The following is an 18,724-nucleotide window of genomic DNA, read 5'->3' on the forward strand; positions in this document are numbered from 1 at the left end:
CATGTTATTGCTTTTCGTGATTAATACCCCTACCCTCTTTATATCCATGCGCCTCTTTACCAGACTTTTGATTGTGGTGAAAATGACAAAGAGACTGCAAATTATCTTCAGAAAACTTAGATCCACCGTCCTTAATCCTAACAATGTGATCCGTAACTTCAGCTGGTGTTATATTATCTTCTTCTAAACATTTTACGCATAAAGGATTATTATCCTTGTAACGTTTACTCACTTTCCTCCACGAACTAGAGTTATAGAAATCATAGTCAGATATAGCTCTATCAAATGCCTTGCGATCTGGCTTCCAATTTCTTTTTATTTTCTTTGGTCTGTTTGGCATTACACAAAAGGATTATCATCATCCCCAAAAGCTTCATCTAGCGAACCTACAGGAACTTTATTATCAATATATTCTGCGGTGTCGTTATGGTCCTCGACATCTATAAATTTTGTTTTGTCGCCCACCCATTTAAGCAACGCTGTACCTACGCTACCGCCACGGTATTTAGCAAATATTATTTCTGCATTAGCTCCTAACTGAACACAGTGTTTTTGCGCAGCACTATCGTAATCCTCTTCCTGTATCTCGATGCCGTAATAATCTGGACGGTAGATAAATTCTACAATATCTGCATCCTGCTCGATTGCACCACTGTCCCGAAGATCACTAAGCACTGGTCTCTTGCTTCCTCCCCTTGTCTCTACACTTCTACTTAATTGCGACAGTGCTATTACTGGTATATCCAACTCCTTTGCCAATCTTTTCAACCTTCTCGATATAGAACTTATTTCAGCTTCACGGTTTCCTTTTACGGTTCGATCTCCCATCAATTGCAGGTAATCTATTATCAAAAGTTCAATTCCATAGGTACGCTTCCAAAGCTTTGCCTGCATTACAATATCTGTGATATCATTATTCCCGCTGTCGTCAATAAACAATGGATATCCCTTCATCCTGTTTTGATGCGCGCTGTATGTGGTAAAGTATTCCTGCTTTTCAAAACCTGTTTTAAGCAACTGCTTTAAATGGAAGTTGGTATCGATCGCTACCGCACGTGCCGTAAGCTGGTGCACACTCATTTCCAATGAAACAACACCAACAGGTACGCCGTTTTTTACATTTTCTACCGCCGTCTTTAAAACTTTAGAAGTTTTCCCCATCCCAGGACGTGCAGCAATAATTACTAAATCTTGTTTTCTATAACCACCTGTATATCGATTGGTACGTAAAAAACCAGTATCTACACCAACCAACGGGGAATCATCGCTGTGGCTGGACAAGTGCTGAACTTCTTCTTTTAAATGCTCTAAAGCATCGCTAAAAGAAACTGTTTTTCGACCCCCAGAAGTAATCTCCGCAACTTTATCGAACTCTTTTTGCCACCTGTCAATCAATTCCACAACATCTGTACTTTCATCATAGGCCAAAGCCGAGATCTGCGAATTAAACATCACTATCGATCTTTTGAGGTATTGTTGAAGCACTATTCTGGAATGATACTCTGCATGGGCACTGCTTGAAACCTTTTTGGTTAACTGTATCAAGAAATAATCACCGCCAACTTCATCCAGCGTCCCAAATTCCCTTAGTCTTTTGGAAACCGTCAACAAATCGATTGATTGCCCTTTGGTGTAAAGATCTTGAATTGCTACGTAGATTTTTTGATGTTGAGGCTTATAAAAGCAATCTGAGGTTTTTAATATTTGCATTACTTCATCCGCTGCCTTTACATCGATCATTAAAGCGCCCAATACAGCCTCTTCCAAATCGATGGCTTTAGGGGTTTGGTATTTAGTTTCAGGTTTCATATTGCGTTTTTGGTATAGTTTGGTTTAGGTAAATTACTTTCTGGCGTGTTTTTGTAAACTTTCATTCCCTGGCGTTCGATCCAATTCAAAGCATAGAGATTTAACCTACCCCGAATTACCCGATCATTGTACTCCAATTTTTCTTTATCGAAAACAGCGTTGAAAGAAGCCGTGAATTTTTCGAAATCATTTATTTTATTTTGAAAGTCCATTAAGAACTTTTCATTTTGAGATGGATAATTTTTTTTGAAAAAATCTAGAGCGCTTCTCTCTATTCTTTTTGTATTATTAATACTTGTATTATTATCATCATCATTTTCTAAATAGGGGTATTTAGTTTTCTTAATAGGGGTATTTAGTTTTCTAAATAGGGTGTTTAATATTCTAACTACCCTTTTTGTGATCTGTTTTCCCTCTTTTTCAATATCAATTTCGATGTATTTTTTACGCTCCAATTCTTTTAAAATTTGCGTACATCTACCTTTAGAAATTCCAAAAAATTCAGAGAAATATGCATTCCCGGCAAAGCAACCTTTTTCATTATCCAAACTATCAATTTCAACCAAAAAAAGCTTTTCCATGATCGTTAAATCCTTATCCAACCAAATTTGCTTGGGTATCCAAATTCCCTTAAAATCTCTTTCCATTTCGTTTAGGTTTTAAATGTTGTTTTCAGCCAATTTAAGAAGGCTTATTTTTGTTTTTTGAAGGTTGGTAACGCTGTTCACGATATCACACATTTGCTTAGCTTTAGGTATAAAATTTTCGTCGTTCTGCACCCTTTCAAAAGCATCCATCAAACCATCGTTAAGCTTATCGTAGTCTACCCTACCAAACTTTTGCAAAAACGGACTGTTATCGGCTTTGGTGGTTAAAGAAGAAAGCGATTCCTTTGTTTGTACGCTATCCAAAAAATCATGCACGTTAGAATAATCCAGTTTTATAGATTTGGGCGTTGCCACAATAACTATATGTCCGTTTAGAACCTTATATTTTTGAGGTTCGTACAAACGGCCCTGCCATTTAATAATTTTCCCTTCCTGGCATATTTCATCCAGCTGATTTTTAATTACATCGTTCATTTAATTTCATTTTTAGTTTAACATTATTCCTAGCAAGCTCAATAAGTTCTGGATGGTTTTTCAATATTTCATCTTGAACATCCTTATCCCTTACACGTAAAAAACGTTTTACCACCGAAGAATCCGTAAAAGAATTTATCATAAGGTTCTCTGCGGTAGTTACCTTTTCAAGGTTTTCAAAGTCGCAGTTCATAGAATTTCCATCCTTAAACCTTATAACTTCATCGTTGGTTAATTCTTCACCGGTATTTTTTTCCCAATTATACCTGGACAACAGTTGCCATTCCCCTTTACTTAAGCGAATGTATTTATAGACAATTCCAGAATTTGTATCCCTACGTTCTGTTATATAGCCATCCGTTCTTTCGTTATGTGGGGAATGTCCTTTTTTAAACCAACCTTTTTGGGTTCTTTTAATAGCATCAGCGCTCATGTATTCGCGCTGCTTTTTACCTTTGTTAAAAGGCGTAAAACCTTTTTTAAATTGCGTCTTTTTAGAGCCTTTAATTAAATTGGCTACAAACCTCTTTTTATGAGCTTCTTTATACTTTTCATCCTTCCCAATACCCAATAACTTAGCACGGCCATAAATGGAAGAAACCGAAGCCTTTAAATGCGTTTGAAGGTACACGATATCATTGCACGGATAATTTTGCCTTAGCCAATTATCCTTTTCCATGGTCCAATCGTATTTTCCATGAAAACCAACCGCTTTTTTTAACTTAAGAACCGTTGCCCGGGATTTTACCGATTCGTAGGATTTATTTAGCCTTTTTGCGATTTCCCTGGTGTGCGTTTTTGGGTACAGTTCCGTTAGAAGCTTTTCCTGTTCCGTTGTCCAATTCCTGCGCGCCATATACTTCTATATTTTTAGGGTTTGTTTTTTCTACACTGGCATTCAACTTTTTTTCACTGTATGCGTTGCGTGTTAAATTGTTTTCTTTTCTAAATTTCTCCACTTCTTTAACCGTTAGAGAAGTAATAGAGCCCAGAGCTTCATCAGTACGTTGCAAATACAGCTTTTTTATAAGCTCTTTTTGTGTGCGATTTAATTGTTTTGTTTTCATAATCTTTTTGTTTAAGCAACGCCCTTTAGAAAGCAATCAACCAGGGCGCTGCATTTAAAAACCAACCTAACCTAAATTTTAGATCTATTTATAATTTCCATCTCCAATTGCTTCACGTTCCTTTTCAATACAAAATCGGAAGCCATTTCTGTTTGAAGTTCCCCAATTCTTTTAAGCATATAATTAGGGTTTATGTTGTATTTTTTAGCAACAAACCTTGGGTTTACAGAAGAATCTAATTTTTGCTCCAGGTAACAGGCCACTATTTTTTCGGTAGTGTCCCTAAAACCTATTAGCACTATCGTTTCACAATTAAAAACCCTGCACACCTCTAATGCCAACCACCAATAATTGGTATCCAATGGCGTAGGGCTTACAACAGCCTTTAGGTAATCGGACTTTATTTGGGTAGTGGTGTATCCGTTTGTGAAGTACATGGCCCTACCGATTAATTTTTTTAATATGCTGCGCATACTGAATGGCTTTAGCAATTGATAACACAACTAAAAAAATGCTTAAATTCCCTAAAATGATGTTTAATGTTTGCATGGTTATAAAAATTTATTACAGTTAATACATTCTTCTACCACCCCACCAAAACCACTTGGTTGTGGGTTGCAAAGCAGGTTTTTGTCATTGGCACATTGGGGCTGTACCATGGTTTTTTTGTAGGTAGATCTTACCTTGCAGAACTGTTTATTCATAAATAATCCCTTTTAGTTTCGATATTCTTACTACCGCACTTGTTAGTACCAAAATAGGATCCTGCTTACCGGCACCGCTTTTAAAGTATTCGTTTTCGCTAAGCATATTCTTAACAACATACTCCACCCCTTTACGGGTGTAGACACCAAAAAAACCACCTTTGGCAATCTCGCTGAATTTTAGGGTTTTCTTACGGCGTAAGTGGGAACGCAATTCGGCCATTTTAGCCTCTTTAAACATGGCAATGTTTTCAGCTTCCTGTTTTTTAACCAAAACAAGGCCTTCATTTTTCATGTAGTCCACAAAGTCCGATACGTTAATTAACCCGTCCATCTCTCTTAATTTTATCCCCGGCAAGGATCAACCAAAAAACTACACATACCACCAAAAGTAATATGGCCATCCAGTAAACCTGCTGAAGTATTAAAAAGCATGCTAAGGCAAAAAAACCTATAGGCAGCACACCTATGATCCAACCATGGAATATATGTACATTGGAACTACTCATGATCCAATACTTTATTGATGTTATCGCTCATGGCAACAGCTTCCAATTTTACTATCTCTGCTTGTGCCCTAACAGTATCGATCATCTCCTGAATGACCTCCGTATTTGAATAGGTAGGAGTCTCCAAAACATACTGGATCTTATGTGCTCCGTGCACATCTTTAACCCGTTGTTTAACGCTAAACTTGCATTCCTGCCAAATTTGAAGGAACTGATCCCTTACCGTTTGTGTCGTTTGCTGATTTTCCATTATTAACAATAGTATTCGTTACGATTCCTTTTGGCGTTTTTCGCCCTTACCACTTTAACCGTTCTAACCGAAGCCCTTCGCACTTCCACATTTACCGATTCAAAAACAATAAAGAATTGAATGCTAAGGAAAAGCGCCGCCGCAAAAAACTGTTTGGGATTGTCCAGGTTTAAAATGAACTTTCGGGCCACATCGACCCCATTCCTGGCATTCCATTTTTTACGAATATTATAGGTATGGTTATGAACGGTTTTCGGACTAACAAACAATTTGCTTGCTATCTCCTTTTCACTAAAGCCGGCTGCTACAAGCCCAGCCACTTTGTATTCAGTATCAGTTAATTCCATAGGATTTTAATCTTAATTTGGGGTTATGCTATTCTTTGTTAATGTTATTTTGCGTTTCTTTGCTACAACATTACAGCAAATATAAGGACAAAAAGTCCGAATAATAAAATCATAAATAGGACAATTGTATTATTTAACAAATAATTAACACTATGGACGTGTATAAAAAAATTGAAAGCATAAAGAAAAAAATCAAAGTCAATAACAACGATTTAGGGGAATTATTAGGAAAAACAGGAGATGCCTTTAGAAAATCATTAAGTAGAAAAAACTTAAATGACTATGAGCTAATTCTTGTAGCTGAAGCCTTTAAAATATATAATGTCACTACAAAAAATAGCGAGGCAGCACATGAAATTGCCGAATTCACAAGCTTTATAAAGAAAAAAATTGCAAAAAACAAAAGTTATTTACTAGATAAAATTTTATCAGAAAATGAAGAAGAAAATTTAATAGAAAAACTTAAGGATGATCCGGCTTATTTGTCCGTTTTTAATGATTTTTTTTCGGTTCACGAACCCGTTGTGCACTATTCGAAAAAAGGAAAACAAATACCATATTACAGAATGGACTTTAGATTTCACCCATCCATTGATAATTATGAAGCCCTAAGTTATATCGTGCACGAAGATTTTGACGGTATAGATTTTTGGATAGACTACACAGGTTCTAGTATGGAACCAGTTATCAATAGTGGTGAAACCATAGGATTTAAAGAAATTGCTGTCTCTAGTATTTTATATGGAGAATTGTACGCCCTAAACCTTGAAAAGCAAGGGACTATTCAATATGTTAGAAAATCAGACAAAGAAGGATATGTAAAACTTACACCCAATAACCAAAAAGATTACGATATTCAAGAAATACCAATAAGCAGCATTAAAAGCATTTACCTAGTTTTGGGCTCGATAAAAAAAATTAGTTAAATTTATAGAAAATAAAAACCAAAACAATGAGAAAAATTTTTACATTACTTTTTTATCTAATTTCTATTTCACTTTATTGTCAAGACCGAAAAACAACGGAAATTATTACTACGTTAAACGACTCAATTAATAAAAATGAGATTATACAAATGCTTATCAACACTAACAATTTTATAGATAATGAAAAATACAATGTAATTACAACAGAATACAGAAGTACATCCGAAAGACCTGGATGGTCTTATACCTATAATTACAGAATAGTTTTACAAGACACTAAGTTTATAATCAAACCTAACTGGAAATTAAATGTACAAACAAGTATCGGCGGATCTTTAACTAATAATTCACCAGTAGAATGGAATTATTCAAAAGGAAAAAACAATATTAACGGTATAATATTCAGAGAAACTATTAAAATGTTAACAGATAATGGATTTAAAGATATAACTTATAATTAAATCATAGTTCTAAAATCAATTTTTGGGCGGCATCCCTTTCTTTTTCAGGATATTTATCTTTATAGGCTGTATCAATATCATTTCTTTCATGTCCCATAAGCTCGCGCAATAGATCTTCTTCAATATGCGCGAATTTACCCATTGTGGCAAACGTATGGCGCATTACTTTAGGCGTAAAGGTTTCATTTTTTGGTGAAAGCTTTATATCCAATAACTCTTTTACTTTAGCCATGTCCCTACGAAGGTTATTAATAAAAGTGTCATAACTGGCCCTGGTCTTTCTCCACGGAAAAACATAATCGCTCTCCATATCATCATTTGGGTATTTTTCCATTAAAAGCCAGGTTTCCGGGAAGCACTTTACATCAAACTCATAACCCCGATCTCCTAATTTAATTCTTTCAAAAAAAATCCTATCATTATGTATTTGAGATTTCTTAAGATAATAGAGGTCTTTAAAATCCAATCCACCAAGGTAAAACATAAGCAACGCCAAATCCACGGCACGCTGGTAGCTCACTTGATCCAAATTGGCGTTTTTTAGCTTATTTATTTCAGATCTTTCCAAATATCTGTTTCGCTGCCTTCTTACACGCACTTTTAAATCCCTAAAGGCACCTTTAAACGGCATTTGGTTATCCAGTCCCAACTGCTCCACCCCAGCGTTGTAAATCGCTCGCATGGCCGCCAAATATTTACGTATGGTAACTGCTTTATTTCCTTTTTTTCGTTGATTGACTTTAAATGCATTTACCAGGGCAGGATTTAAATCCACAAACTCCAATTTGGGCGCTACTTTCTTAAACTGCTTAACAGCATCTTCAAAAGAAATAGCATTCCCTTCCCGGTCCACACTTCTCATATATTCGCAATACTGCTCCTGAAAAGTATAAAAATCAATTATTTTTTTCTTGTTTGGTATATCCAGCAAGAAATCCATAGCCAGCTTTACATCTTCCAACTCATAAAATTTATAGCTTACCGCTTTGGCCCTAATCTCCAATATTCGTGTATATAGGCTTTCAAAATCAGGATGCGAAGGTTTTGGCACCTGTCTCACTTCATCCCAAAGATCTTCGGGAACATGAGCCAATGTTTTACGTTTAATCTTTTTTTGATGCGTAATGATTACCTTTACAGGATATCCATTGGGGCTTTTACCATCATTGGTATATAATTTCACGTTCGCTTTCATCGTAAACTTTTCGTAAACTTTTTACGGGAAATTTACCACTTTTTACCAATTGAACGCAAATTTAATGTAGAAATAAAAATATCCTAAAAACACGAAACCCCGCCAAACTTCTAGTTTAGCAGGGTTTAAAGTGTTGGGTGGAAGACCGGTTTCGAACCGGCGACCTCTAGAACCACAATCTAGCGCTCTAACCAGCTGAGCTACAACCACCATTTAATTGCGGATGCAAATGTAATCGATTTTATATCTTTTGCAAAGAAAATTTTAAGTTTTTTACACTAAATTATCTAACTCATTAACTCCCAGCAACCTCTCTGCTGTGAATCCCTCGGCGTGGTCTACCCCTATTAACCGACCCAAATCCCTAGCTCGGTAATCTAAACTATCAAAAAAATTTTTACTGGTAATTGGTGTTTCTGGTTCTTTACTTTTTGGATCAAAAAATTGAGAGCCATAAGCTTTTATAGCCTTCATTTTTATATCTAAAAATCCGCTTACGTTCACCACAAAATCAGGTTCTATATTTTTCCACTGTATGTAGTGATAAACATATTTTGGACGCCAAGCTTCTTGTGATTTTCCATCGATAGCCGTTTCAATTTTTATCAAACCACTTAAAAAACAGGCATCACTTACCAATTTACTTCCTTTTCCATGATCTATATGGCGGTCTTCTACGGCATTACAGAGAACGATTTCCGGCTTATATTTACGGATCATTTTTATTACCTCAAGCTGATGCTCTTTATCATTTACAAGAAAACCATCTGCAAAACGTAAATTTTCCCGTACTTCTGCCCCTAAAATTTTGGCAGCCTCAGCTGCTTCTTTATCCCGTAATTCCGCAGAACCTCGTGTTCCCAACTCCCCTCTCGTAAGGTCTACAATCCCAATTGTTTTCCCGAGCTTAATCTCTTTTGCCAAAGTTGCGCCACAACCCAACTCAACATCATCTGGGTGCGAACCAAAGGCCAATATATCTAATTTCATTCTCTGTTTTGAATTTTAAACGATAGCTCAAAAGTACGGCAATCCTAATTTAAATCAATATACTATTGGCTTTAACTTTAGAAATCGCCTGTTCAAAGTCGGCTATCAAATCCCTTTTATCCTCTATCCCCACTGATAACCTTAGGAGGCAATCATTTATTCCTTGATGAGCTCTTTCCTCGGCCGTCAATAAAGCATGGGAGGTTTTAGTTGGGGAAACAATGGTACTTTCCACGCCCGCTAAACTCATGGAAGGTTTAATAAGCTCTAGAGCATTGGTAAACTGCAGCGGGTCTATATCTCCTTTTAATTCAAAAGAAACCATGCCTCCAAAACCATTCATCTGCTCCCGTGCCAACTCATAGTCGGGATGTGTTTTAAGTCCGGGATAATACACCTTAGCGATGGCTTCATTTTTACTGAAATATTTAGCTAGTTTTTTAGCATTTCTGTTTTGCGCCTTAACGCGTATTCCCAACGTTTTAATGCTCCTTTCCAACAACCAAACTGTATAATCACTTAGATTCCCTCCTAAATTCTTGCCAAGGGAAAAGATTTTTTCAATATTTTCTTCGGAAGCACACACGGCTCCTGCCAAAATATCACTGTGTCCACCCAAATATTTTGTAGCGCTGTGTATAACCACATCGATCCCAAAATCTATTGGATTTTGATTTACCGGAGAGGCAAAAGTATTATCGATCATAGAAACCAATTGATGTTTTTTTGCCAGGGAAGCTACCATTTTTAAATCGGTAATGCTTAAAAGCGGATTTGAGGGGGTTTCAACAAATATCACTTTTGTATTTGACTTTATGGCCTTTTCAAAATCGTTTTTAGACAATCCTTCTGTAAAAGAATATTCGATCCCAAAACGTTCCAGCTCCTCTACAACAAAGTTGTATGTGCCCCCATAAAGGACTTTTTGCAGTACCACGTGGTCGCCCGCCCCTAAAAAAGCAAGTAAGCTGGTACTTACCGCAGCCATTCCGCTCCCAAAGATTAAAGCCGCCTCCGCGTGTTCCAGCGCCGCTAGTTTCTTGGCTAAAGCTTGCTGATTGGGGGTATTAAAATATCTTGGATATCTCTTCTCATCAATATTTTCGTAGGCGTAAGAAGTGGACGTATAAATTGGGGAGACCGCTCCTTTGTAGACATTATCTGCAACTTCGCCAATATGGGTACAGATGGTGTTTAATTTTAAATTCTTAGTATTCATAATTTACGATTAGAGGAAGTTAAAATACCAATAAATCACCAAAAGCCTTAACTAAACAAGTTAAAGCTTTGGTTATTTTTAAAATATTTTTGTAAAAAGTTACGATGGATTTATAAAGCGAACTTTAAAAGCTTGGTTTTTCTAGTGAAAGGCTTTAATTTCTTTTTCATGGACTTTTTATATTTTTTGAATTTATCCTCTCCCAAAATATCTTTGCCCTTCTTCGAAGTATTACTTTTTAAATTGGTTAAATCTGCAATTTTCTTTTCTTTATCCTTATCACTATTAAGAATATTGGAAACGCTGCTAACCATATCGCTATTTAAGTCTTTTAGTTCGCTAGACTGTTCTTCGGAAAGATCCAGTTCGTCTTTATCGAAGTCGTTCATGGTTTTTAAGAAATCTGCTTTCGGAAAATCTACTTGTGCCTCTACAGAGTTGTAAAATACTACCGAAGCAATAAAAGCTAAAACCACTGCTAAATTTTTCATGACGTATACAATTAGATTAATAATTCTTTTATTAAAGATACGACAATAAATCTAGCACCTTGATATTCATTTAATTATATTCTTTAAAAGAACCACTTCTACTCTATATTTTTTAACTTTTAGCTCTTTTTATACATTTGTTGATACCTCCAATAACTTACCGCACCCAATACAATAACAAAAGCTACGGAATAATAAACAAATGTCGGCGTAATTACTTTATCTCCGCTTGCATAAGAATGAAGTCCCGCCAAATAGAAATTCACTCCAAAATAAGTCATCATTATACTGGCAAAGGCAACAATACTTGCAAAACTGAATCCCCAACGTCCCCTGAGTCCAGGAACCAATCTCATATGTATCACAAAGGCATACACCATGATACTAATAAGGGCCCACGTTTCTTTAGGGTCCCATCCCCAATAGCGTCCCCAGCTTTCGTTCGCCCATTGTCCACCTAAAAAGTTTCCAATAGTTAACATCACAAGGCCTACTGTTAAAGCGAGCTCGTTAATTATAGTCAATTCTTGAATGCTTAATTCCATTTTGGCTTTGTTCTTCTTAGTTGTAAAAATGATTAAGAACAGCGTTACCACCCCAAGAATCATCCCCAAAGTAAACGGACCGTAACTTCCTACAATTACAGCCACGTGAATCATTAACCAATAACTATCCAGTACAGGTTGCAGGTTGGCCACCGCAGGATCGAGCCAATTCATATGGGCACCAAAGAGAATAAAGGCAGTTACAAAAGCGGTAGCCGCCACGGTAAGGTCACTTTTACGTGCAAATAACAATGCTAGACCCATGGTACTCCAAGCAACGTAAAGAACACTCTCGTAAGCGTCGCTCCACGGAGCGTGACCACTTATATACCATCTAAAGCCCAGTCCTGCTGTTTGCAAGGCAAACATGACGAAAATGGAAACTTTACTCACCAATATAATTCCACGAACAATTTTGTTATCCTTAAAAATTTGAACAATAATGGCCGTAAACATTACAATACCAACCAATAGGTACCAAATTAAAAGCTCTTGGAATATATTGACTTCATTGTATAAGATTTCTGCTTTTATTTTACTATCCGATGGCATTACTTCGGTCCCATAATTCTTTTGGTTTTGCTTAAACGCTTCCAAAATCTTATCGGCTTGGGTGTAATCTCCAGTAGCCTTTGCTTGACGCAGCGTCATTAAATAAAAGGGAAGGGATTTATTAATGAAGTTCGCATACAACGAATCTTTCACCTTATAATCCCCTTTTTCATAATCGGCCGCGGAAATCCATTTATTGTTTTCACTGTTCGGTAACGGATAGATACGTAAAATATCCCCGCCGAGAGCCTGATTTATGAGTCCGAGTTTAAGATCAAATTCCTTAAATCCTTTTTGAAAACTATTGGGTACATTGGTAGCATAAGCCTCTTCCAAATAAGGTGCCAGCTTATAATTTACCCCATCAAAAAAGTCTACTGCCTTCACATATTTTTGATCCTTTGGAACATCGATAACCGTTCGTATACTATCATTTTTTGAAGTGATATAGATAAAATCCACATTGTACCACAAACCCGGATTCTGAAGCATGGATAACAGCGCTTGATTGGCATCCATCCCTTCAAAAGTATTAGAAGAATGTAGCTTTCGCATCAATTCTGAAGCAAATGTGTTTACTGGCTTCATACGACCTTCGCTATCTTGAATAACCAACGCCCCGAATTTGGCGGCATGGTCTTTATCCACAACTGTAGTTTTTAAAAGCGAGTCTACCTGTTCTTTGGAAGGAGCCGTAACATGCATATGCTCTTCCGTTTCCAATTGTTCCTCTTCTACCTGCTGATGATCGTGATCTTTCCTTTCACTATGCATTGGTATATTTTGCGCAAACCCATTGAAAAGTGCAAACAAAACAATTACAGTGGTAAGTTTGGCCTTTTTAGCTTTCACTTTATCAAGCATACCTCCTAGGCTCTTAAAACGGGTTTTTCCGAAGAACATAATTCCCATAAGTCCGGCATATAAAAAGAAATAACCAATATAAGTAATCCAAGTACCCCAAAAATCGTGGTTTACAGATAAAATGGTCCCTTTTTCATCAGGATCGAAACCAGACTGAAAAAAACGATAGCCTTTGTGATCCAACACATGATTCATATAGATATGGTAATCAAACGAAGGATCATCATTTACGGTTACTTTACTTTCAAAAGAAGCATATCCTTTTTGTGTACCAGGATATTTTTTGGCAATAAAATCGTTCAGCGTGATACTAAACGGTAATTCCTTGCGAATGGAACCATAGGCCAAATGAAATTTTAAACCACCTACTTCAACAGTTTTCGGGTCCGTTAAATGTCCTACTCCACCTAATAATTTAACTTGTTTACTTTCGCCATTGGTAGCGATATCCAAAATTAGACCATCTGGTTGATCTTTCACCTTAGTTTCTGATTTTACAATGCCAAATTCACCTTTAACTGTTTGGTCTGGGAATACAAACTGCATCCCTGCTGCGTTGTAAAGCGAACGGTACATAAGTGGTTGAACGCTGTCTTTTACGACCTCACCTTGTAGTTGGTCTGCCATACGCATAAAAGTTCCTTCAAAAGGAGATTGTAAAGTGCTGATAGTATCGTTAATGGTAATATTTATAGCACCTTCGGTAGGTTTATTATAAGCAAAAAGAATGTTATGGATACTGGAAACCTCGCCTTCCTTAAGGTAATGATCGTGTCTATTCCCGCCTCCGGCTTCCACTATCTTTAAATAGGTTTCTCCGTTTGGATTTTCTACCAATCCTTCCTCTGCACCATCGATAAAGCCAGCATAAGAAATACTGAAAGGCTGTCCGTTAAAATCAGATTTCCAAGGTAAAGAAGAATTAATAGCTTCTTGGGTAACCATTATTTCGTCTTGAAGCGATTTACGTTTAGGCTCTCCGTCTATTTCTCCGTCTACAAAAGCAGAAACATATTTCTTTTGCGTTAAAATATAATCGGTGGTTGCTCCCTCACGTATAGGCATTGCCCCTTCGTAACCAATATAGCGGGTTACAAAAGCCCCGAAAATAATTAAGATAAAAGACAGGTGTAACAGGAGCACTGGCCACTGCTCTTTTGTAAAAAGGCGGTATCGCTTAATGTTCCCCAAAAAGTTAATCATAAACAACAGCATAATAACTTCAAACCACCAAGTATTGTAAATCCAAATCTTGGATGTTTCTGTGCTATACCAGGTTTCTATTAAGGTACCAAATGCCATGGCTGTTGCAAAAACAACAAAAAGAATAGCCATTAAACGTGTAGAGAACAAAACTTTTTTTAGGGAATCTAACATCAGTATATATTGTGAATTACCAATTGAATTTCAGAGCGCAAAAATAAGGCGTTTTTATTATTTTTCACGTTAAATTAGGATTTTATTGGGAGGGTTTAAAACGACCTTTATATTAGTTTAAGAATTCTAGGTTAAATTCAATATTGTGGGATTTAGAAAAAATTATTTTTAATGCATCCAGCGATACTTCAGTTCAAAAAAACAAGTAATAGTTTTAACATGCCAAGTGAACCGATTCTACTTCTTTTCGTTTTTTAACACGTCCTGCAGCATACTCTTTTCCCTGTTCCCGCCGCTGTGCCATAAGGTTTTTGCTGAAATACAAGGAGTTTTCGGTAAGTCGTCTTTTTAATGATATGCCAGCGAAGTTCAGAAGGAAACTGATTCCCAAATCAGTCTACACTTAAGGGCAAAAGCCCCTCATTCTTAAGGAATAACCCTTATAATCGGTTAATTGATATAATTCAACCCGTTTTCAAACCAACCCTATGTGATTTTTAACTACTTTTAAATAACCATTTCCTACAGTTTCATAGACTTGCTCTTTTGTTTTGTAACCAATCAAACAATTAAATTATGAAAAAGTACAGTTTATGGTGCTTCCTATTTGTTAGCACAATTCTCGTAGCCCAAGATCCAGTTAAACCAGAAAAAACTCCTGAAAAGGTTGTAACAGACGAGTATTTCGGTCAAAAAATTGATGATCCCTATCGCTATCTAGAAAATTTAGACGACCCCAATGTTATCTCTTGGATGAAAGATAATGCCAATTACGCTGAAGCAGTATTAAATAAAATCCCAGGTAAGCAAAAGTTAAATGATGAAATGTTGGCTTTGATAAATAGAAAGGATGCCAACATCTATAATGTAAATATTACGAATAACAATCATTATTTTTATTTAAAGCAACTACCGGAAGATGAAACCGGGAAACTCTTTTACCGCAACGGCTATAAAGGGGAAGAAAAGTTTTTGTTCGATCCTTTATCTTATAAAAAGGATTCTGGTTTAACCTACACAATTTCATCCCTATCACCCAATATTGATGGAACTTTGGTTTCTGTAGAGTTAGCGCCCAACGGTTCTGAAACTGGAGAGATGTTTGTATTAAACCTTAAGGGAGAGAAAGTTTCTCAAACTATTGAACCTGTTTGGGGCATTGGCCCATCATGGTTGGAAGATGGTCAGCATTTTTTGTATACTCCCATGAATTCTTCAGATGTAACCGCTCCGAATAGGGAAACAAACACCAAAGTGAGACTTCATAAATTAGGAACCGATCCCAGTATTGACGCAGACGTTTTTTCAGCGGAAAACAATCCAGAACTAAATATAGAGCCAAAAGAAATACCTATTGTATTTTACGAGCCCGATTCGAAGTTGTATATAGCCGTTGTGGTTACGGTAGACAAAAGCTATAAAATTTATGCCAAACGTTCTTTAGAGTCCAAAGGTACACCATGGAAACCCCTTGCCATGAAAGAGGACCAAGTATCGGATTTCTTTTTGACAGAGAATGCTATTTACTATCAAACCTTTAAAAATGCTTCTAATTTTAAAATTTTAAAATCTTCCTTGGAAAACCCGGCTATTTCCATGGCCAAAGAAATAGTTCCGCAGCCGAAGACAGGAGTTCTTGTAAATTTTGCTGTTAACAAAAGCGGACTTTACTATGTTGTCAACTCCAACGGGGTTGAAGCAAAAGTTTACTTTAAGCCTTCCGGAAGCACGGAAACAAAAGAATTAAAGCTTCCTTTTACTGCTGGAAACGCCTCTTTATATGCTTGGGATAGCAAGGAAAAGGATGTTTTTGTAAATATAAGCGGATGGACTTCTCCAGAGAAAAGATACCGCTATTCCCCTGATAGTAATTCTTTTATAGCAGAACCATTATCGAGCGAAGTAAAATATCCTGAACTGGAAGATTTAACAGTAAAAGAAGTAATGATACCCTCTCACGATGGAGTGAAAGTTCCCGTTTCTATTATTTACAATAAAAAAATTAAAATGAGTGGAAAAAATCCTGCAGTTATTTATGGCTACGGAGCTTATGGAATATCGATGAATCCATTTTTTAGTCCGGTAATCCTTGCTTATACCCTACACGGAGGAATTATGGTAGTTCCACACGTAAGAGGTGGTGGAGAATTGGGTGATGAATGGCATATGGCAGGACAAAAACTTACTAAACCCAACACATGGAAGGATGCTATTGCAACGGCAGAGTATTTAATTAAAGAAAAGTACACTTCCAAAGAAAAACTTTCCATTTGGTCTGCCAGTGCAGGTGGTATTTTTGTAGGTAGAGCCATTACCGAACGTCCAGACCTTTTTGTAGCTGCCTGCCCCGAAGTTGGATGCATGAATACCATCCGGGGAGAGGATTCGCCCAATGGACCAGTTAATATTCCTGAGTTTGGTACTGTTAAAGATCCAGATGAATTTAAAGGACTTTTAGAAATGGATTCTTATCATCACCTTGAAAAAGGCACTAAATATCCAGCTACCTTAATTACAGCAGGTATCAACGATCCCCGTGTGATTGCTTGGCAACCAGCAAAATTTGCTGCTAAAATGCAAGCTGACAATGCTTCTGATAAACCTATTTTATTTTTAACAGACTTTGAAGGAGGGCACGGTATGGGCGACACAAAATCACAAGCAATTGAATCTCTTTCAGGTATTTTATCATTTTTCTATTGGCAATCTGGACATCCAGAATTCCAGCCTGAAAAGGCAATAACTGATAATTAAATAACATAAGTAGATACGAAGTATAACATTCCAAATAAAACATATGAAAACGTTACTAATTATTGCGTGTTGCTTTTTCTTCCTTACAGTCAACGCCCAAGCTGATAAAGAAATTGTAGGCAAATGGAAACTGGTAAAATTCACCAAGCCCAGCGGTAAAGAGAAAGCAATTAAAAAAGAGTTTGGAAGTGGAGAAGTATATCAAATATTTGAAGCAAATCATGATTTTAAAAGCACCATCGGAAATAAAGAATATTCTGGGACTTGGAAAATAGTCAAAAATGGGCAAGAACTTCAAATCGATACAGGATCCGGACCCTTAAAATTTAAACTAGTTTATATGGATGCCGAAAAAAGAACCATCTCCAACGGGATGCTAGGTACATTGGATTATGTAAAGGTGGAGTGACGCTTAGTCATTAAATGTAAAAAGGAGCCTTCAACGCAAGATGATTGCTTAGGCCTTGCCTTAGATATATTGAAGTTGAAACTAATTTTAAAAATTCATTCCAAGCCACAGTAAACATAGGGTATTGCGCTTGTCTAATGTTTAGAAAATTTTACTCTATAAGGTTAGGCTACTCATTTTGGGTAGCTTAACCTTTTAATTTTATCTAGATCTAGCCAGCTAAATTCACCCGTTTTGAGTCCTTTTGAAGTTTTACCCGTTCTGCAGCGTATTCTTTTCCCTGTTCCCACCACTCTGCCATTAAGTCCTTATTGAAATACAATGAATTTTCGGTGAGCCGGGTTGGGGTAAAATAAGTGTTGAGCTTCACGTTTTTATTGATAGCCGCCAACTTACCCTCTACCACATCATGGGATTCGAGTTGATCTAAAACAAAACTGTATAGATTGACCATTAACGAAAAAGGATTCTTCCCCAAAACTTTATTGTGTTCCATATTCTCGGTTTCCAGAATAATGGCATCTACCTCGGTTGCCCCCATTTTAATAGCTTCCCGAATAGGGATTACACAACCAAGGCCTCCATCGGCATATTCGAAACCATTTTTTTTGGCTAAGGACATAAAGGGCACATAATTACAAGACATCCAGATCCAATCACAGAAATCTTCATAGCCATAGTCCCGTATCGATTTATATTCTACCCTGTTCATGGAAAGGTTGGAAACCGTTACCACGACATTTTTGCCCTTTTCTTTCAATAAATTATAATCACTTTCAGAAAAGTGTTTGCGGATGTGTTTTCGCAAATTTTTACTTTCCCCAAAGGTGCGTTTACGCTTTAAAAGCTGCCAAATTACATTCAGGTAATTAATGGCAACATATTCCTCATCCCCTTTCTTTTTGGTTACAAACGGATTGTTACTAAAAATTTTTCGCTGTGTGACCGTGGTATAAACTTCGTAGATTTTTTCAATCTCATTATTGGCCAAATGTGGTATTAAAAGACTTCCAGTAGAAGTCCCCAAGTACATATCGTAATCCCTGTTTTCTGTTTCCATTAAGTATTGGGCAACACCGCCGGCGAATGCTCCTTTACTTCCTCCCCCACTAATTACTAATGCTCGCATAAAATGTATTTAGAATGAATGTATGGTAAGTTATAACCACGTAA

At 36.7% G+C, this 18,724-nt stretch carries 23 protein-coding genes and 1 tRNA gene; 4 read left to right on the forward strand and 20 right to left on the reverse strand.

What is annotated here, in order from left to right:
• Positions 1-4: 4 nt before the first annotated feature.
• The 12 genes from HX109_RS15470 to HX109_RS15525 form a co-directional block, all read right to left on the reverse strand.
• Positions 5-340, reverse strand: a complete 336-nt coding sequence (locus HX109_RS15470) for an HNH endonuclease (protein WP_178953661.1) — start codon at positions 338-340, stop codon at positions 5-7.
• Positions 340-1,809, reverse strand: coding sequence for a replicative DNA helicase (dnaB, locus tag HX109_RS15475; protein WP_178953663.1), 1,470 nt, complete (start codon positions 1,807-1,809; stop codon positions 340-342). Before dnaB ends, HX109_RS15470 begins: the two co-directional genes overlap by 1 nt.
• Positions 1,806-2,456, reverse strand: a complete 651-nt coding sequence (locus HX109_RS15480; protein WP_178953665.1) for a MarR family transcriptional regulator — start codon at positions 2,454-2,456, stop codon at positions 1,806-1,808. The genes dnaB and HX109_RS15480 overlap by 4 nt, the downstream gene beginning before the upstream one ends.
• 12 nt (positions 2,457-2,468) lie before the next feature.
• Positions 2,469-2,891, reverse strand: a complete 423-nt coding sequence (locus HX109_RS15485) for a hypothetical protein (protein WP_178953667.1) — start codon at positions 2,889-2,891, stop codon at positions 2,469-2,471.
• Positions 2,875-3,747, reverse strand: coding sequence for an HNH endonuclease (locus HX109_RS15490; RefSeq protein ID WP_178953669.1), 873 nt, complete (start codon positions 3,745-3,747; stop codon positions 2,875-2,877). Before HX109_RS15490 ends, HX109_RS15485 begins: the two co-directional genes overlap by 17 nt.
• A complete protein-coding gene (locus HX109_RS15495) occupies positions 3,653-3,958 on the reverse strand; it encodes a hypothetical protein (RefSeq protein WP_178953671.1) in 306 nt (101 codons plus the stop codon). Before HX109_RS15495 ends, HX109_RS15490 begins: the two co-directional genes overlap by 95 nt.
• Before the next feature lie 71 nt (positions 3,959-4,029).
• Positions 4,030-4,431, reverse strand: coding sequence for a hypothetical protein (locus HX109_RS15500; RefSeq protein WP_178953673.1), 402 nt, complete (start codon positions 4,429-4,431; stop codon positions 4,030-4,032).
• A gap of 78 nt (positions 4,432-4,509) precedes the next feature.
• A complete protein-coding gene (locus tag HX109_RS15505; protein WP_178953674.1) occupies positions 4,510-4,662 on the reverse strand; it encodes a hypothetical protein in 153 nt (50 codons plus the stop codon).
• A complete protein-coding gene (locus HX109_RS15510; RefSeq protein ID WP_178953678.1) occupies positions 4,655-4,996 on the reverse strand; it encodes a hypothetical protein in 342 nt (113 codons plus the stop codon). Before HX109_RS15510 ends, HX109_RS15505 begins: the two co-directional genes overlap by 8 nt.
• Positions 4,980-5,171: a hypothetical protein gene (locus HX109_RS15515; protein ID WP_178953680.1), complete on the reverse strand. Its 192-nt coding sequence runs from the start codon at positions 5,169-5,171 to the stop codon at positions 4,980-4,982. Before HX109_RS15515 ends, HX109_RS15510 begins: the two co-directional genes overlap by 17 nt.
• A complete protein-coding gene (locus HX109_RS15520) occupies positions 5,164-5,421 on the reverse strand; it encodes a hypothetical protein (protein ID WP_178953682.1) in 258 nt (85 codons plus the stop codon). The genes HX109_RS15515 and HX109_RS15520 overlap by 8 nt, the downstream gene beginning before the upstream one ends.
• A 2-nt stretch (positions 5,422-5,423) precedes the next feature.
• Positions 5,424-5,768 (reverse strand): response regulator transcription factor, encoded by a 345-nt coding sequence (locus HX109_RS15525; protein ID WP_178953684.1) that lies wholly within the window; start codon positions 5,766-5,768, stop codon positions 5,424-5,426.
• A gap of 152 nt (positions 5,769-5,920) precedes the next feature.
• On the opposite strand from HX109_RS15525, the gene HX109_RS15530 reads away from it, so the two are divergent.
• Complete coding sequence (locus tag HX109_RS15530; protein WP_178953686.1) at positions 5,921-6,694, forward strand: S24 family peptidase; 774 nt, start codon at positions 5,921-5,923, stop codon at positions 6,692-6,694.
• A gap of 26 nt (positions 6,695-6,720) precedes the next feature.
• Positions 6,721-7,155 (forward strand): hypothetical protein, encoded by a 435-nt coding sequence (locus tag HX109_RS15535; RefSeq protein ID WP_178953688.1) that lies wholly within the window; start codon positions 6,721-6,723, stop codon positions 7,153-7,155.
• 1 nt (position 7,156) lies between these two features.
• On the opposite strand, the gene HX109_RS15540 is transcribed toward HX109_RS15535, so the two are convergent.
• The 7 genes from HX109_RS15540 to HX109_RS15570 form a co-directional block, all read right to left on the reverse strand.
• Positions 7,157-8,350 carry a tyrosine-type recombinase/integrase gene (locus tag HX109_RS15540; protein ID WP_178953690.1) on the reverse strand — a complete coding sequence of 398 codons (1,194 nt, stop codon included), beginning with the start codon at positions 8,348-8,350 and terminating at the stop codon, positions 7,157-7,159.
• Positions 8,351-8,485: 135 nt separating this feature from the next.
• Positions 8,486-8,561, reverse strand: a tRNA-His gene (locus tag HX109_RS15545).
• Positions 8,562-8,623: 62 nt separating this feature from the next.
• On the reverse strand, positions 8,624-9,340 hold the full coding sequence (bshB1, locus tag HX109_RS15550) for a bacillithiol biosynthesis deacetylase BshB1 (protein WP_178953692.1): 717 nt from the start codon (positions 9,338-9,340) through the stop codon (positions 8,624-8,626).
• A gap of 49 nt (positions 9,341-9,389) precedes the next feature.
• A complete protein-coding gene (locus HX109_RS15555; protein WP_178953694.1) occupies positions 9,390-10,559 on the reverse strand; it encodes a trans-sulfuration enzyme family protein in 1,170 nt (389 codons plus the stop codon).
• A gap of 110 nt (positions 10,560-10,669) precedes the next feature.
• On the reverse strand, positions 10,670-11,050 hold the full coding sequence (locus tag HX109_RS15560) for a hypothetical protein (protein ID WP_178953696.1): 381 nt from the start codon (positions 11,048-11,050) through the stop codon (positions 10,670-10,672).
• 119 nt (positions 11,051-11,169) lie between these two features.
• Positions 11,170-14,388, reverse strand: coding sequence for a cytochrome c biogenesis protein CcsA (gene ccsA, locus HX109_RS15565; protein WP_178953706.1), 3,219 nt, complete (start codon positions 14,386-14,388; stop codon positions 11,170-11,172).
• 214 nt (positions 14,389-14,602) lie between these two features.
• Entirely contained in the window at positions 14,603-14,779 is a 177-nt protein-coding gene (locus tag HX109_RS15570) for a hypothetical protein (protein WP_178953709.1), read from the reverse strand.
• Positions 14,780-14,964: 185 nt separating this feature from the next.
• Here HX109_RS15570 and HX109_RS15575 point away from each other — a divergent pair, with 185 nt between their 5' ends.
• Both HX109_RS15575 and HX109_RS15580 read left to right on the forward strand, forming a co-directional pair.
• Positions 14,965-17,142 carry a prolyl oligopeptidase family serine peptidase gene (locus tag HX109_RS15575; protein ID WP_178953711.1) on the forward strand — a complete coding sequence of 726 codons (2,178 nt, stop codon included), beginning with the start codon at positions 14,965-14,967 and terminating at the stop codon, positions 17,140-17,142.
• 43 nt (positions 17,143-17,185) lie between these two features.
• Positions 17,186-17,551: a lipocalin family protein gene (locus HX109_RS15580; protein ID WP_178953713.1), complete on the forward strand. Its 366-nt coding sequence runs from the start codon at positions 17,186-17,188 to the stop codon at positions 17,549-17,551.
• A gap of 211 nt (positions 17,552-17,762) precedes the next feature.
• Here the strand turns inward: HX109_RS15580 and HX109_RS15585 are convergent, their stop codons facing one another.
• Entirely contained in the window at positions 17,763-18,680 is a 918-nt protein-coding gene (locus tag HX109_RS15585) for a patatin family protein (protein ID WP_178953714.1), read from the reverse strand.
• Positions 18,681-18,724: the final 44 nt, after the last annotated feature.

This window comes from Galbibacter sp. BG1 (assembly GCF_013391805.1).
GTDB lineage: Bacteria > Bacteroidota > Bacteroidia > Flavobacteriales > Flavobacteriaceae > Galbibacter.

Excerpts from the sequence above, each read along its gene's own strand:
- HX109_RS15490 (WP_178953669.1), bottom strand. The coding sequence starts at position 3,747 with ATGGCGCGCAGGAATTGGACAACGGAACAGGAAAAGCTTCTAACGGAA.
- HX109_RS15480 (WP_178953665.1), bottom strand. The coding sequence starts at position 2,456 with ATGGAAAGAGATTTTAAGGGAATTTGGATACCCAAGCAAATTTGGTTG.
- HX109_RS15585 (WP_178953714.1), bottom strand. The coding sequence starts at position 18,680 with ATGCGAGCATTAGTAATTAGTGGGGGAGGAAGTAAAGGAGCATTCGCC.
- bshB1 (WP_178953692.1), bottom strand. The coding sequence starts at position 9,340 with ATGAAATTAGATATATTGGCCTTTGGTTCGCACCCAGATGATGTTGAG.
- HX109_RS15575 (WP_178953711.1), top strand. The coding sequence starts at position 14,965 with ATGAAAAAGTACAGTTTATGGTGCTTCCTATTTGTTAGCACAATTCTC.
- HX109_RS15510 (WP_178953678.1), bottom strand. The coding sequence starts at position 4,996 with ATGGACGGGTTAATTAACGTATCGGACTTTGTGGACTACATGAAAAAT.
- HX109_RS15540 (WP_178953690.1), bottom strand. The coding sequence starts at position 8,350 with ATGAAAGCGAACGTGAAATTATATACCAATGATGGTAAAAGCCCCAAT.
- HX109_RS15505 (WP_178953674.1), bottom strand. The coding sequence starts at position 4,662 with ATGAATAAACAGTTCTGCAAGGTAAGATCTACCTACAAAAAAACCATG.
- HX109_RS15555 (WP_178953694.1), bottom strand. The coding sequence starts at position 10,559 with ATGAATACTAAGAATTTAAAATTAAACACCATCTGTACCCATATTGGC.
- HX109_RS15485 (WP_178953667.1), bottom strand. The coding sequence starts at position 2,891 with ATGAACGATGTAATTAAAAATCAGCTGGATGAAATATGCCAGGAAGGG.
- ccsA (WP_178953706.1), bottom strand. The coding sequence starts at position 14,388 with ATGTTAGATTCCCTAAAAAAAGTTTTGTTCTCTACACGTTTAATGGCT.
- HX109_RS15530 (WP_178953686.1), top strand. The coding sequence starts at position 5,921 with ATGGACGTGTATAAAAAAATTGAAAGCATAAAGAAAAAAATCAAAGTC.
- HX109_RS15520 (WP_178953682.1), bottom strand. The coding sequence starts at position 5,421 with ATGGAAAATCAGCAAACGACACAAACGGTAAGGGATCAGTTCCTTCAA.
- HX109_RS15525 (WP_178953684.1), bottom strand. The coding sequence starts at position 5,768 with ATGGAATTAACTGATACTGAATACAAAGTGGCTGGGCTTGTAGCAGCC.
- HX109_RS15470 (WP_178953661.1), bottom strand. The coding sequence starts at position 340 with ATGCCAAACAGACCAAAGAAAATAAAAAGAAATTGGAAGCCAGATCGC.
- HX109_RS15560 (WP_178953696.1), bottom strand. The coding sequence starts at position 11,050 with ATGAAAAATTTAGCAGTGGTTTTAGCTTTTATTGCTTCGGTAGTATTT.
- HX109_RS15515 (WP_178953680.1), bottom strand. The coding sequence starts at position 5,171 with ATGAGTAGTTCCAATGTACATATATTCCATGGTTGGATCATAGGTGTG.
- HX109_RS15500 (WP_178953673.1), bottom strand. The coding sequence starts at position 4,431 with ATGCGCAGCATATTAAAAAAATTAATCGGTAGGGCCATGTACTTCACA.
- HX109_RS15535 (WP_178953688.1), top strand. The coding sequence starts at position 6,721 with ATGAGAAAAATTTTTACATTACTTTTTTATCTAATTTCTATTTCACTT.
- HX109_RS15495 (WP_178953671.1), bottom strand. The coding sequence starts at position 3,958 with ATGAAAACAAAACAATTAAATCGCACACAAAAAGAGCTTATAAAAAAG.
- HX109_RS15580 (WP_178953713.1), top strand. The coding sequence starts at position 17,186 with ATGAAAACGTTACTAATTATTGCGTGTTGCTTTTTCTTCCTTACAGTC.
- dnaB (WP_178953663.1), bottom strand. The coding sequence starts at position 1,809 with ATGAAACCTGAAACTAAATACCAAACCCCTAAAGCCATCGATTTGGAA.